This is a genomic window from Rhizomicrobium sp. (assembly GCF_056722145.1).
Window position 1 is genome coordinate 1 of record NZ_JBWZET010000333.1, and the last position, 13,489, is coordinate 13,489.

At 64.0% G+C, this 13,489-nt stretch carries 15 protein-coding genes; 11 read left to right on the forward strand and 4 right to left on the reverse strand.

Annotated features, from left to right (window positions below; all coding sequences use genetic code 11):
- The first annotated feature begins 248 nt into the window (after window positions 1–248).
- Both trmD and rplS read left to right on the forward strand, forming a co-directional pair.
- The gene (gene trmD, locus AC1P6P_RS17760; protein ID WP_481403779.1) at window positions 249–944 is read left to right on the forward strand and encodes a tRNA (guanosine(37)-N1)-methyltransferase TrmD; all 696 of its coding nucleotides are present in this window, start codon (window positions 249–251) and stop codon (window positions 942–944) included.
- Window positions 945–1,016: 72 nt separating this feature from the next.
- The gene (gene rplS / locus AC1P6P_RS17765) at window positions 1,017–1,415 is read left to right on the forward strand and encodes a 50S ribosomal protein L19 (protein WP_481403780.1); all 399 of its coding nucleotides are present in this window, start codon (window positions 1,017–1,019) and stop codon (window positions 1,413–1,415) included.
- Between the two features lie 225 nt (window positions 1,416–1,640).
- Here the strand turns inward: rplS and AC1P6P_RS17770 are convergent, their stop codons facing one another.
- Window positions 1,641–2,006 (reverse strand): hypothetical protein, encoded by a 366-nt coding sequence (locus tag AC1P6P_RS17770; RefSeq protein ID WP_481403781.1) that lies wholly within the window; start codon window positions 2,004–2,006, stop codon window positions 1,641–1,643.
- A gap of 274 nt (window positions 2,007–2,280) precedes the next feature.
- Between AC1P6P_RS17770 and AC1P6P_RS17775 the strand changes: the two genes are divergently transcribed.
- The 3 genes from AC1P6P_RS17775 to AC1P6P_RS17785 are packed head-to-tail and all read left to right on the forward strand — an operon-like array spanning window position 2,281 to window position 4,508.
- Window positions 2,281–2,889: a CDP-alcohol phosphatidyltransferase family protein gene (locus tag AC1P6P_RS17775; protein ID WP_481403782.1), complete on the forward strand. Its 609-nt coding sequence runs from the start codon at window positions 2,281–2,283 to the stop codon at window positions 2,887–2,889.
- A complete protein-coding gene (locus AC1P6P_RS17780; RefSeq protein ID WP_481403783.1) occupies window positions 2,886–3,848 on the forward strand; it encodes a phosphatidate cytidylyltransferase in 963 nt (320 codons plus the stop codon). The genes AC1P6P_RS17775 and AC1P6P_RS17780 overlap by 4 nt, the downstream gene beginning before the upstream one ends.
- A gap of 24 nt (window positions 3,849–3,872) precedes the next feature.
- Window positions 3,873–4,508 carry a lysophospholipid acyltransferase family protein gene (locus AC1P6P_RS17785; protein WP_481403784.1) on the forward strand — a complete coding sequence of 212 codons (636 nt, stop codon included), beginning with the start codon at window positions 3,873–3,875 and terminating at the stop codon, window positions 4,506–4,508.
- Here the strand turns inward: AC1P6P_RS17785 and AC1P6P_RS17790 are convergent.
- The gene (locus AC1P6P_RS17790) at window positions 4,492–4,875 is read right to left on the reverse strand and encodes a hypothetical protein (protein ID WP_481403785.1); all 384 of its coding nucleotides are present in this window, start codon (window positions 4,873–4,875) and stop codon (window positions 4,492–4,494) included. The genes AC1P6P_RS17785 and AC1P6P_RS17790 overlap by 17 nt on opposite strands.
- Before the next feature lie 417 nt (window positions 4,876–5,292).
- Between AC1P6P_RS17790 and AC1P6P_RS17795 the strand changes: the two genes are divergently transcribed.
- The 6 genes from AC1P6P_RS17795 (at window position 5,293) to AC1P6P_RS17820 (ending at window position 11,962) form a co-directional block, all read left to right on the forward strand.
- A complete protein-coding gene (locus AC1P6P_RS17795; protein ID WP_481403786.1) occupies window positions 5,293–5,607 on the forward strand; it encodes an HU family DNA-binding protein in 315 nt (104 codons plus the stop codon).
- 155 nt (window positions 5,608–5,762) lie between these two features.
- Window positions 5,763–8,516 carry a pentapeptide repeat-containing protein gene (locus AC1P6P_RS17800; protein ID WP_481403787.1) on the forward strand — a complete coding sequence of 918 codons (2,754 nt, stop codon included), beginning with the start codon at window positions 5,763–5,765 and terminating at the stop codon, window positions 8,514–8,516.
- A 159-nt stretch (window positions 8,517–8,675) separates the two neighbouring features.
- Window positions 8,676–9,638 (forward strand): malate dehydrogenase, encoded by a 963-nt coding sequence (gene mdh, locus AC1P6P_RS17805; protein WP_481403788.1) that lies wholly within the window; start codon window positions 8,676–8,678, stop codon window positions 9,636–9,638.
- 97 nt (window positions 9,639–9,735) lie between these two features.
- Window positions 9,736–10,149: a DUF2141 domain-containing protein gene (locus tag AC1P6P_RS17810; RefSeq protein ID WP_481403789.1), complete on the forward strand. Its 414-nt coding sequence runs from the start codon at window positions 9,736–9,738 to the stop codon at window positions 10,147–10,149.
- A gap of 53 nt (window positions 10,150–10,202) precedes the next feature.
- Window positions 10,203–10,733 (forward strand): GNAT family N-acetyltransferase, encoded by a 531-nt coding sequence (locus tag AC1P6P_RS17815; RefSeq protein ID WP_481403790.1) that lies wholly within the window; start codon window positions 10,203–10,205, stop codon window positions 10,731–10,733.
- Window positions 10,730–11,962 carry an MFS transporter gene (locus AC1P6P_RS17820; RefSeq protein ID WP_481403791.1) on the forward strand — a complete coding sequence of 411 codons (1,233 nt, stop codon included), beginning with the start codon at window positions 10,730–10,732 and terminating at the stop codon, window positions 11,960–11,962. The genes AC1P6P_RS17815 and AC1P6P_RS17820 overlap by 4 nt, the downstream gene beginning before the upstream one ends.
- On the opposite strand, the gene AC1P6P_RS17825 is transcribed toward AC1P6P_RS17820, so the two are convergent.
- Both AC1P6P_RS17825 and AC1P6P_RS17830 read right to left on the reverse strand, forming a co-directional pair.
- Window positions 11,959–12,507 carry a phosphatase PAP2 family protein gene (locus AC1P6P_RS17825; protein WP_481403792.1) on the reverse strand — a complete coding sequence of 183 codons (549 nt, stop codon included), beginning with the start codon at window positions 12,505–12,507 and terminating at the stop codon, window positions 11,959–11,961. The genes AC1P6P_RS17820 and AC1P6P_RS17825 overlap by 4 nt on opposite strands.
- 72 nt (window positions 12,508–12,579) lie before the next feature.
- On the reverse strand, window positions 12,580–13,383 hold the full coding sequence (locus AC1P6P_RS17830; RefSeq protein WP_481403793.1) for an OmpA family protein: 804 nt from the start codon (window positions 13,381–13,383) through the stop codon (window positions 12,580–12,582).
- Between the last annotated feature and the right edge of the window lie 106 nt (window positions 13,384–13,489).

Genomic DNA, 13,489 nt, shown 5'->3' on the forward strand with positions numbered 1-13,489 from the left:
GGTCAATACCGTTGCGTTCCAGACCATCGCCTTCGTCCAGGCATCCCTCTCCCCTTGTGGGAGAGGAAGAAAAATCACGGGGTTAGGGCAGCGCCGCAAGACTGCCGTGACGGTGAGATCGGCGCTGCCCTAACCCCGATGATTTTTCAGGTGAGGGGGCTGGTGCCGCTTCATCGATCTTGCGCTCAGCTAAGTGCAAGATTTTGCGTCCTCTCCCACAAGGGGAGAGGGATGCCTGGACGAAGGCGATGGTCTGGAACGCAACGGTATTGACCCTCTTCCCCGAGATGTTTCCCGGGCCGCTGGGCATTTCCTTGTGCGGCAAGGCGCTGGCGAACGGGCTGTGGTCGCTGGAGGTCAAGGACATCCGCGAGCACGGGATCGGCAAGCATCGTGTCGTCGACGATACGCCCTCGGGCGGCGGACCCGGCATGGTGATGCGGGCCGATGTCGCCTCAGCCGCCATCGATGCGGTGGAACGGGCGGAGCGGCCCCTCATTTATCTGTCGCCGCGCGGGGCGCCGCTGACCCAGGCCCGCGTCAAGGCTCTTTCGGATGGTCCCGGCGCGATCCTGTTCTGCGGCCGCTTCGAAGGCCTCGATGAGCGCACCATTGCGGCGCGCGGGATGGAAGAAATCTCGCTCGGCGATTTCGTTCTGGCGGGCGGGGAGATCGCGGCGCTGGCGCTGATGGAAGCCGCTGTCCGGCTCATTCCAGGCGTGTTGGGGGCCGCCGACAGCCCGTCCGAGGAGAGCTTTTCCGAGGGCCTGCTCGAATATCCGCAATACACGCGGCCGCAGGAATTCGAAGGGCGGACCATTCCCGAAGTGCTAAATAACGGGAATCATAAGGAAATCGCCAAGTGGCGGCGGGCCGAGGCGGAAGCGTTAACGCGCTTGCGGCGTCCCGACCTGTGGAGCCTCTTTGAAAAAGCCAAGCGATAGGCTATAGGCCCCGCCTCAAACTGCGATCAACGCCCATCGCAGTAGCAAAAGAACAACTGTGCGGAGATAGTTATGAATCTGATCCAGACGCTCGAAGCCGAGCAGATGAAGGCGCTGCGCGCCAAGCCGCTTCCCGATTTCCGGGCCGGCGACACTCTCAAGGTCAACGTCAAGGTGGTCGATGTGACCTTTGACGAGAAGACCAAGCAGAACAAGACCCGCGAGCGCCTGCAGGCCTTCGAAGGCGTCTGCATTGCCCGTCAGGGCCAGGGCCTCAACGAGGCATTCACGGTCCGCAAGATTTCGTATGGCGAGGGCGTCGAGCGCGTCTTCCCGATCTATTCGCCGCTGGTCGACAGCGTGGATGTGATCCGCAAGGGCCGCGTGCGCCGGGCGAAGCTGTATTACCTGCGCGGCCGTCGCGGCAAGTCGGCGCGTATCGCCGAGCGCCAGGACAACGTCGCCGAGTAATCTCGGGGTACGAGAAGAATGCGAAGGGCGCGGGTCGAAAAGGCTCGCGCCCTTTTTGCGTTTGAAGGAAAAGCGGCCGCCTGTGGCGGGCAGAGCGGCCGCTCCTTCGACAGGCTCAGAGCTGCGACGAGACCGGGGGAGTGCCTGGCCGCAGAACCTGTCGGTGTTTGCCGTGGCGCGATTGTTGTTGGCGCGCTCGCGGCGGTCTTCCCACCACCCAAACCATTATCCAGCGAGGGTATGCAGCTTCCTTTCCACCCGCCACACCGCGGCGACAAGCGCCACCGACGCATCGTCGAGGCGTCCATGCGGCGCATTTTCCGCATCGACATCGACATGCTCACCCGCGATACGCCGTCGCGCCAGCTCGGTGGCAAGCGCATGAAAGCTGGTGTGCGTCGTTTTGAGCACCGCGATTTCCGGCCAGTTGCCGTGATGGGCTTCGCACTCGTGGATGAACCGCAACAGCCGGCAATCGTGCTGTGGCTTGAAATCGACGTAATCCATGCACGCCGGCGGCTGTTTCAGGAGGTGCACCATCAACGCGCGGCAGTGCGCGTGGGCATGAAGTGCATCGGAAGCGTCCAACATTGTCCTCGCTCCTTGTGCGAACAGTATTGTTCCCAAGGTTGAATGGACAATTAAAAGTTGTACCCACTACGTATATCTGCTTACGTGATTAGGTATTAGTGCTTACAGTTTTTTAGGATACTCCGTAGACGGACGTACGCATGGGAAGGCGACTCGGCGTGCGCCGCATGCGTCGACGTCAGGGTTAAAGGTCAGTATGCGGAGTAAATCCGCGGGCGTGACAGCTCCACCTGATTTGGATAATGCTAAGCGGGTCGCGATTTGGGGGGAATCCGTGGCGAGCGTTTACGATCTGAAACCGGCATTCCAGAAGCTGCTCCGGCCGCTGTGCCGGGGCTTGGCGGGGGCGGGCCTTACCGCCAATCAGGTCACCGTCGCCGCCCTGCTGCTGTCCTTCGCCGAAGGGGCCGCCATCTTCTTCAGCCACGGCGCCCCCTGGGCCCTGATTGCGCTTCCGCCGGTGTTGTTCGTGCGCATGGCGCTCAACGCAATCGACGGGATGCTGGCGCGCGAATTCGCCCAGAAAAGCCGGCTTGGCGCCATTCTGAACGAACTTGGCGATGTCGTGTCCGATGCCGCGCTCTATCTGCCGTTCGCGGCGATTGCGGGCCTGGAGCCCTTCTGGGTCCCTGTCTTTGTCGTCTTGGCCGTCATCACGGAAATGACTGGCGTGCTTGCGCTGCAGATTGGCGCCAGCCGCCGCTATGATGGCCCGATGGGCAAATCCGACCGGGCGCTCTGGATGAGCGTCGTCGCCATCGCGATGTGCCTGTGGCCGGCCGGACGGCGCTATTTCTTCTGGGTATTTGTGCTGCTTTCGGTGATGTCCATCGAAACCGTCGTCAACCGCGCCCGCGCGGCATTGAAGGAGGTCCGGCAATGATCGCCTGGGCCGTCGATTTCCTTGCCGAACCGGTGCATCGCGCCATCGTTCTCATTTATGGCGTACTGGTCTTCGCCAGCCTCGTCACCTATGCCCTGAAGCGCTGGGCGCCGTCGGAGGCCAGCACCGAGTTGGGCAAACGGGTGGTGTCGTGGTGGTGGATGATTTCCGTCTTCACCATTGCCATACTGACGACGCCGATTGTCTCCACCATCTTTCTCGGCTTCGTCTCGTTCCTGGCATTGAAGGAATACTTCTCGCTGATCCCGACGCGGCGGGTGGATCGCACCGTGCTGCTGTGGGCCTATCTGTCAATTCCGGCACAGTACGCGCTCGCCCACAACGGCCTCTATGGCCTCGCCATGGTGTTCGTGCCGGTGTGGATGTTCCTGTTCCTCCCCGCCCGCATCACGTTGAAGGGCGAGACCGAGGGCTTCCTGCGCGCCGTGGGAACGCTGTCGTGGGGGCTGATGATCTGCGTTTTCTCGCTCAGCCACACCGCGCTGCTGCTCAAGTTCGGCACCAATCACGGCGTCGGCGCCGGGGCGCTGCTGTTCCTGGTGGCGCTGACCCAGTTCAACGATGTCGCCCAATTCACCTGCGGCAAACTGTTCGGCCGCCACAAAATCATTCCGAAGGTCAGTCCGAAGAAAACCTGGGAAGGTTTTGTCGGCGGGCTGGTGCTTTCCATCCTCGCGGCCGGCGTGTTCGGGCCGGATCTGACGCCGATGGATTGGCAGTGGTCGGCGCTGGCTGGATTCATCATCGCGGTATCGGGCTATCTCGGCGACGTCACGATCTCGGCGATGAAGCGCGACCTGCACGTCAAGGACGCCTCCAATCTGATCCCCGGCCACGGCGGCATTCTCGACCGTGTCGACAGTCTGATCTATGCCGCGCCGGTGTTCTTCCACTTCCTCAATTTCTTCTTCGGCAACTGGCCGGCCCAACCTTTATGATTGGGGGCCTCTGTGAGGGGCGCCATGAACGAGCTCTTGCGCCGTGTCTTTTTCCTGTTGCTGGTGCGCCCGGTGCTGATGGTGATTTTGGGCGCCCAGGTGCGCCATCGCGAGCGGCTGCCCAAATGCGGCCCGGCGATCATCGTCGCCAACCACAATTCCCATCTCGACACCCTGACCATCATGGCGATGTATCGCCTGAAGCATCTGAAGCACCTCAGGCCGGTGGCGGCGATGGACTATTTCATGCGGGTGAAGGCCCTCGGCTGGTTCGTCACCCGGGTGCTGGGCGTAATCGCGATCCGGCGCGGCGGCATGAACCGCGATCTGCTCAGCCGCTGCAACGCCGCGCTCGATGCCGGCGATATCGTCATCGTCTTTCCCGAAGGCTCGCGCGGTGAGCCCGAGAAGCTGTCGCTGTTCCAGAAAGGCGTCGCCCATCTCGCCCGCTCGCGGCCCGAGGTGCCGGTGGTGCCGCTGTTCATGCATGGCCTCGGCAAGGCGTTGCCCAAGGATTCCTGGATTTTGGTGCCGTTCAATTGCGACGTGGTGGTGGGCGAGGCGTTCTTCTGGGGCGGCGCCATGGACGACTTCATGGCCTCGCTACAGTCGCGCATGGCGGCCCTGGCGGGTGAGGTGCACGTCAATCCTTGGGGCTGACCGGCGCCAACGCCTGCAGCCGTCCTTCCAGCCGCCAGATGGCATCGACCAGGGCGTTGGACGCCGCGCCGAACGCGCCGGCGCTGCCGAACGCGTGGGCGATGTCGGCGGGATGTTCGGCGGTGTGCTTCTGGGCGATCTCGATGGCGATGCAGTGCAGCGCGGCGTGCGCGGTGCGCACCCGGGTCAATTCCGGCTCCAGGCCGGGCCTTTCGGCATTTTCGGCGATGAAACGCGCCAACGCGCAATCGTGGTCGGGCGCCAGTTCGCAGAAATAGGGTCTGTGGGTGGCGTCCCGGCAGAGGATGTCGGCGATGCGTTCTTTGCATTGCGCATGTGCGCGCAGGGCGTCCGAGGCATGCAGCATACGTAGCGACCTCACCCGTGACGGCGGCAGACTGCGCGCAATCGGCGAACGAATTCTTAAAATCGACGGCGGTAGGTATTACACCTTATGGTTATATTGTCCGTATAAGGAGTAATGAACCGAAGCCGGCGGTTTGGCCGGCGCGCCCCGGCATCGCGCCCTGGTCCGGCAGCGCTCTGGCTGGCGCCGGCATGTCGAAAAGTGGCGCCGTGCAAGGCGAATCCGGGAGCTGCGGCAGGCGACGGGGGCGTGCGAAACCGGGCCAAAGTGCGCTGCGGTCCGAGTCAAACTGTCCCGAAAGCCCTCCAAATCGTCAAAACACCCGATTTTTCGGCCCTTTTGGGACCACCCCCTCTCTTGCAGTCGCAGAAAATGCCGTAAAATATGGCACGTTTTGATTCGCAGAGGATAACCACTATGGCTAAAGCCGCCGCCGCCGCCGTGAAGGCGAAGGTCGAGACGATTTCCACGCGTCAGCTCGCCGCTCAGCTCGCGCCGAAGCATGAGCTGTCGAACAAGGCTTCGCTGGCCTATCTGGATGATGTGATCGCGACGATCACCAAGCACCTCAAGAAGGGCGCCCGCGTCCGTCTGAATGGTCTTGGCATCCTGCAGGTCAAGAAGCGCGCTGCCCGCATGGGCCGCAACCCGGCCACGGGCGAAGCCATCAAGATCAAGGCTTCGAAGAAGGTTGCGTTCCGCGCCGCCAAGGAACTGAAGGAAGCGATCTAATCGCCTCTTTTCGTTTGGAGGGGACGGCCGTGCGGGCAACCGGGCGGCCGTTTTCTTTTGACCGCACCTGCAACCCATTCCTGCTGATATGCCGCAGCCTCCGGTGGTGACGACCCGGATAACCTCATCTTGGGGTGGTGTTGTGGGGGTGTGCGATGAGGGAATGGTCGTACGCGGCGCTTGCGCCGATCGAGCAGAGCGTTGCCGATGCCTTTGCTGAAGGGGCCGTTTGGTCGCCCGACTATTATGCGCAGTGGCGAGTGCGTTGCGGCAAAGAGCCTGACCCGCTGAGCGCGGGGCGCCCGTCGCAACCGTTCCAGTCCGAGTATATCCGGGCCTTGCTCGAGGGCGAGGTGACGCGCGCGCCCGACGCGATCTGCGCCATCGATAGCTCCGGCGCCCGCTTCCGAGGCGCCTCCTTCGCCGAGAACTTCGATCTCAGGGCCGTCAAGTTCCGCAAGCCGCTGCATTTCGAGGATTGCCAGTTCGCCGGCGACGTCATTTTGGCGGACGCCCGGCTGGGGCATGTCTGTTTCACCCGTGGACGGCTGGCCAACCTCAACGCCAACCGCCTGGAGGCCAACAACGAGTTCCGCTTCCGGGGAGTGAACTGCGTGTCCGTGCACCTGCACTCGGCGCGCATTGCCAGCTCGGCGACGTTCGACAATTCGAATTTTGAGGGGGTTCCCCGCGAGCAGGACGAGGCCTCGATCGATTTGGCCGACTCCATCATTGGCGGGCACCTGTCGCTCAAACATATCACCGCCGCAGGCGAGACGCGGCTGGTCGGCGCCCGTATCGGCACCAGCATTTTCCTGCGCGACGCGAAGCTGAGCGGTGCCGGGGTCGGGCGCGCGCTGCACGCGGCCTATACGACGGTCGGCAACGCCGTCTACCTGAAGCCGTCGTTCCGGGCCGATGGCGATGTGGTGTTTCGCGGCGCCAAGATCGGCGCCGGCGTGCACTGCGAGAACGTGATCATCACAGGCGAGCTCAACTTCGCCATCGCCGAGATCGGCGGCAGCCTGTTCCTGGAGTGCGCGCGGCTGACGTCTGTGCCGGACGACCGTCGGGACGATGAAGCAATCTGTGACGACGATGAGGAATGTGCGCCGGATGCCCAGCCCGATGCGGCGCTGACCTGCTGGAATGCCAAGATCGGCGCCAACGTGTTCCTTTCCAAGGCGATCGCCAAGGGGACCGTCATTTTCGATATGGCCGACATCGGCGGCAGCGTCAGGGCGGCGCGTGCCCGTTTCGACTGCCCCGACCGCAAGTCGTTCATCTGCGCCAGTGCCACCATCGGCCACAGCGTCTTCCTGGAAGGCGTGACGGCGATCGGTCAGGTCGATTTCATCCATACCAAGATCGGCGGCCGCCTGGTCTGTACCGGCGGGTCGTTCGATTCCGGCGAGCATCGCAGACGCGAAAAGCCGCGGGCGCTGAACTGCGACGGCATCCAGGTCGACGGCAACATGTTTCTCGATACGCCGGCGAAAGCGGATGACAACACCTCATGCCCGGCATTCGAGGCGCGCGGTGCCGTCTATCTGCATGGCGCCACGATCGGCGGCGATCTGATCTGCCGCGGCGGGCGTTTCGTCAACGTGGAAGGGGCGTCGCTGGTGCTCAGTTCGTCGAAGATCGGCGGCAGCGTCCACTTGAGCAAAGGCTTCTTGTCGATCGGCGAAGTCTACTGCCGCGGCGCGGCGATTGCCGGCAATTTCCACTGCCAGGGCGGGGCGTTTCACGACGGCATCACCGAGGCCTCGGGCCCGCGCGAACGCCAGGCGCGCGATGCCGTCGACCTCGAAGGGGCAACGATCGACGGTTGCCTGTTCCTGACGGGCATCCGGCGCTTCCGCGGCCGCATGGACCTGCAAGGAGCCTTCGCGCGGACCTTCGCCGACGACACCAGCGTATGGAACGCGAACTGGCATCCCGGCCAGACGGCGCCGGAGGCGTCGGTGGCGTGGCTGTCGCCGGCATTGGCTGGGAAATTCGAGCTCGACGAAGCCACCTTGCATTGCGACGGCAGGTTCCCCCGTCGGCGCTCTTCGACGCTGAGTTGCGCCAAAGTCCGCAACGATTTCGATTGCGTCGAACTTGATCGCTTCGTGTTCGAGGCCTTCAGCAATGACGACCGGCTGGCCGATGACGACGGCAAGCCCGAAGAAGAGGATGGGATCAATACCGATACGGGCTGGCAGGCGCGCTATGCGCTGCTCGAACGGCAGCCCGAGGAGTGGCTCGGGGCGGATTTTCGGCCGCAACCGTTCACCCAGTGTGCCAAAGTGCTGCGCCGGATAGGCGACCGCAAAAGCGCGCAGCACATTCTGTACCGACGCGAGCGCGGGCGACTGCGGCACGACAAGGTCAGAACGCTCGAGCGCTGGCTGCGGGGGTTTTTCTTCGGGCTGTTCGCCGGATACGGCTATCGCGCGCATCGCGCCTTCGCGACGATGTTTATCCTGTGGCTGGTCGGCGTTGGGGTGTTCTCCGCCGCCTACGTGAACGGCGACATGAAGGTCGCGTCCGACACCGTGTTGGTGAGCAAACGGTACACGGAGAAAAAGCCCGGCGAGCTGCCGTTGTTTTACGAACCGTTCAAGCCGCTGGTCTATTCTCTCGATGCCATGGTGCCGATCATCGATCTGGCGCAAAAACATGTCTGGATTCCGCGCGACGTCGTCGAGGACAGAGGGCCGCCGCGCCACCTCCATGAGTTGCCGGACTATCTGCTGGTGGGGCCGGCGATCGATCGTCTTGAGCCGGCGCTGGCCTGGGAGTGGGGCGTGCCCTGGCTGCCCAAGGTCTATTACTGGGTCGAGATCGTCATGGGCTGGTTCCTGTCGACGGTGATGATCGCCTCGTTGTCGGGCCTGCTCGGCAATCCGCGGGAGGACTGACACGGGTCCGGCAAGCATCCGTTCACCATGAGCGCCACTACGGACTCCCGTCCTGACGGCCATGCGTCATCTCGTCTTGCCCTTGGCGCCGCCTCGCGTTAAGCCTGCATCCGTACTTTTGAGCGTCTCTAAAAGCTCCGGATTGAGGAAGGAACGTCCATGGCACATCCCAAAATCGCGTTGATTGGTGGCGGACAGATCGGCGGCACGCTCGCCCACATGGTGGGGCTGAAAGAGCTCGGAGACGTCATCCTGTTCGACATCGTCGGCGGGTTGCCGCAAGGGAAGTGTCTGGACATCATCCAGGGCGGGGCGATCGAGGGCTATAACACCCAGTACAAGGGCACCAATTCGTATGCCGATATCGCCGGTGCGGATGTCGTCATCGTCACCGCCGGTGTGCCGCGCAAGCCGGGCATGAGCCGCGACGACCTGCTGTCGATCAATCTGAAAGTGATGAGTGCGGTCGGCGAGGGCATCAAGAACTACGCCCCCGACGCCTTCGTCATCTGCATCACCAATCCGCTCGACGCCATGGTGTGGGCGCTCAGGACCTTCGCCGATCATCCGCCGCACAAGATCGTCGGCATGGCGGGCGTCCTCGATTCGGCGCGTTTCCGCCACTTCCTGGCGACCGAATTCCGCGTCAGCGTGGAGGATGTTTCAGCCTTCGTGCTCGGCGGTCATGGCGACACCATGGTGCCGATGCCGCGGTTTTCCACCGTCGCCGGCATTCCGCTGCCCGAACTGATCAAGATGGGCTGGATCACCGAAGAGCGGCTGGGCTCGATCATCCAGCGCACCCGCGACGGCGGTGCCGAGATCGTCGGGCTGTTGAAAACCGGCTCGGCCTTTTACGCGCCGGCTTCCTCGGCGATCGAAATGGCCGAGGCCTATCTCAAGGACGAAAAGCGCGTGCTGCCGGTGGCGGCCTATGTCAACGGGCCGTATGGCATCAAGGACCTCTACGTTGGCGTGCCGGTGGTGATCGGCGAGGGCGGGGTCGAGCGGATCGTCGAACTGAACCTGCTGCCGGAGGAAAAAGCGGCGCTGGAGAAGTCGGCGGCGACCGTCCAGTCGTTGATCGACGCCTGCAAGCAGCTCGATCCACGCCTCGGCTGACGTAGGTATTTATTCCTAAAAGCCGCCGTGACTCCGCCTTGCAGCGGCCATCATGCCGTGCGGGAATGTAAGCGTCGAACAAGACGGAGTCGGCGTGTTGCGTTTCCTGGTAGCTTTGGCGTTGGTGATGGCGGCGCAGGCGGCAGCGGCGGCCACGCTCACCGTGCATGTGACGGCAATCGACAAAAAAGGCGGCATCCTCAGAGTGTCGCTCTACGATCAGGCCGGCTGGACGCGCGATGAAGACACGCCGCTCGCCTCGGCCAACGTGCCGGCGGTGATGCCGGTGACGACGGTGACGCTGAAGGACCTCAAGCCCGGCGTCTACGGCATCAAGCTGTTCCAGGACTTCAACAGCAACGGCAAATTCGACCAGAATTTCCTCGGGCTGCCGCTCGAGCGCTACGGCTTTTCGCGCGATGCGAGACCGTTCCTGTCGCAGCCTTCCTTCGATCGCACCAAATTCACGGTTGGCGACGGCGACAGCGAGATTACCATCACGCTGCAATAACCTTCAGCAGCTCGTGAATTGCCCCGCTGCCGCCAATTGGGTATGAAAAAGGCATGATCCCGCGCCTTGAAACCGACCGTCTCGCCTTGCGCGCCTTCCGCGAGGAAGACCTCGACGCCTGGGCTGCCATCATGGCCGATGCCGAAGTGATGACCTATCTCGGCGGGCCGATGACGCGCGGCAATGCCTGGCGAACGATGGCGACGACGCTCGGCCATTGGGCGCTGAAGGGCTACGGCATGTGGGCGGTGGAACGCAAAAGCGATGGCGCTCTCGTCGGTCGCGTCGGCCTGTTGCAGCCGGAAGGCTGGACCGGGCTTGAAGTCGGCTGGACGCTGGGGCGCCCCTATTGGGGCCAGGGCTTTGCCACCGAAGCGGCGGCGGCCGCGATGCGCTATGCCTTTCTCACCCGGCCCGACGATCGTGTGGTCTCCAACATCGATGCCGACAACCGCGCCTCGCAGGCGGTGGCCAAGCGCCTCGGCGAGCACAAGGGTGAACAGGCCGAACTCGCCGTCGGTGGCGAAACCTTCAAGGTCGACGTCTGGTTCATCACCCGCGCGGCGTGGCAGCAGCGCGGATGAGCGACACGACCGTCTATCGTCCTCGCGATTTCCTGTTCTTCGCGATCGGCCGCTTTTTGTCGACGGTCGCCATGATGGTGCAGTCGGTGGCGATCGGCTGGCAGATCTACGACATGGAGAAGACGCCGCTGGCGCTGGGGCTGGTCGGCCTCTGCCAGTTCGCGCCGATGTTCCTGTTCACGCTGCCGGCCGGCGAACTCGCCGACCGCTTCGATCAGAGGAAGGTCCTGGCGGCGGCGCTGGTGCTGCAAGGCGTATGCGGCGGCATTTTCCTGCTGCTCAGCATCCTCACGGTGAAAACCGCTCTCGCCTATTACGCGGTGCTGGTGCTGTTCGGGGTCGGGCGCGGCTTCGCCTCGCCGTCGGGCCAGTCGCTGCTGCCGTTCCTGGTGCCGAAGGAAAAGCTGCCGCGCTCGATTGCGCTCAATTCCTCGGTGTTCATGGTGTCGGTGATCGCCGGCCCGGCGCTGGGCGGGTTTCTCTATGCCTTCGGTCCGAAGGCGACCTACACGGTCTGTCTCGTCAATTTCCTGATTGCGGCGGTGCTGACGATTTTCGTCGGCGGACGGCGCCGGTCGGACCAAAGCGGCACCGACATGAGCCGGCTCGAGCGCGTGAAAGAAGGCGTGCGCTTCGTGCGTCGCCGGCCGGTGATCTTCGGCGCCATCTCGCTCGATCTCTTCGCCGTGCTGCTCGGCGGCGCCACCGCGCTGCTGCCGGTTTACGCCAAGGACATCCTGCACACCGGCCCGGTCGGGCTCGGCCTGCTGCGCAGCGCGCCGGCGCTCGGTGCGGCGATGGTGGCGCTGGCGTTGGCACGCCGGCCGCTGGAACAGAAGATCGGCGTCAAGATGTTCGGCGCCGTCGCGATCTTCGGGCTCGCCACCATCGTGTTCGGCGTCTCGACCAATTTCTGGCTGTCGCTGGCGGCGCTGTTCGTGCTCGGCGCCTCCGACATGATCAGCGTGTTCGTGCGCCAGTCGCTGGTGACGTTCGCGACGCCCGACGACATGCGCGGCCGCGTCGGGGCGGTGAACATGCTGTTCATCGGCGCTTCCAACGAACTCGGCGAATTCGAAAGCGGCATCACCGCGGCCCTGTTCGGGCCGGTTCTGGCGGTGGTGATCGGCGGCTTCGGCACCCTCGCCGTGGTGGCGACGTGGATGAAACTCTTCCCGCCATTGCGCACCGTCGACCGCTTCAAGGACGTGCAGGTCGAAGGGACCTAAAACTTGTAATCCAGCGAGGCATACACCGCGCGAGGCTCGGCGTTGAGGCTGGTATGGAAACCATACGGCTTCTGATAGCGCGACGTGATCAATTCGTTGTAGGCCAGCGATATCCCGAAACTGGCGGCGACATCGTACCAATGGTGCTTGTCGGCATCGACCCGGCTCCAGCCGACGAAGCCGGCCGCGGCATAGGCGGGCAGGCCATAGCTCCAGCCATAGCGCTCGCGCAGGAACTCGGCCGGGGCGAAGGCGAGGGCGGCGTGTTCCGACGGGAACGAATCCCAGTTCGGTGAGCCGGGGCCGCACGGCGTCGCGAACGGGCGGCATTCCTTGACCAGTTGTTTGAGGCCGTAAACGGTGCCGACCGTCAAGGCGGTGGTGACGACCAGTTCGGCGGTGCCGTTGTAATCCTGTTTCAGGAGCGTCAGGCCGCCCGCCACCACCGGCAGGGCGATGGCGACCCCGGTTCCGATCGTCTCGGTGGTCTTGGCGCCCGCCGGCGCGACGAGGAGAAGGCCAACCACGACCGCAAGCCGCTTCATGCGAACTCCCGTTCCAATTTAGAACCATTAGAAACAGGAAGTACGACGGCTGTCACGCGCCGTTTTGGTGTCTCAGCTCTTGAGGAACACGTCGACCCGGTCGAGGGCGCCGTCATCGTCGACGCCGCCGAGCGCGAACACATCGATGCGTTCGGAGGGGATGCCGTCGTCGATCAAGAGCTGGCGGATCACCAGCGCGCGCTTCAGCGACAGGCGGCGGGTGTCGGAGGTTTTCTCACCTTTGGCACCGGCATAGGCCATCAGTTGGACGCGCCCGGCATCGCCAAGCGATCCCGACAGCGAGCTGGCGAGTGTCCGCACCGCGGCGACGGCGGCCCCCGACGGATCGGAGGCGTTGGGTGCGAAGCTGATCGAATCCTTGCGGGAACCTGTCGCCGGTCTGGCACGGGGCGGCGCAATGGACGCGGTGCGGGCTGGCTTGGGCGCGGCGGCGGGCTTCGGCGGTGGGGTCGCCGCCTGATGGGAGCCGGTGATGAGATCGATGTCGGGGAAATCGGACGACGTCGACGTACTCGGAGCGGGCCGGGCCGGAGCCGGTCTGGCTGGCGCAGGCGGCGGCGTCACGGCGGCAGCGCGCTGGCGTTTCGGCTTGGGCGGCGGTGCCGCTGCAACGGTCGGTGCCGGTGTCGTGGCGGTCGTTGCGGCCGGCTTCTTGCGGTGATGGCCCGGCGGGCGCAGATGGATGGCTTCGTCCTGCCACGGCTGCAGAAGCGGCGGCACATAGCGGCTCTGGCCGGTTGCCGGATCGATCAGGGTCTGGCCGGCGGCGTCGCCGTTCACGACCACGTCGTCGTTTTGCGCCAGGGCCGGAGCGGCCAGGACGAGGGCGAGAGTCAGAGTGGGGACGATGCGCATGGGAATCAGCCGAGCCTCACGAGGCGGAGACCAACCATAATCACCTCGCCGCCCCGTCTCAACCGAACGGGTTCTGCAACAGCTTCATCAATTGGGGATGCAGCGC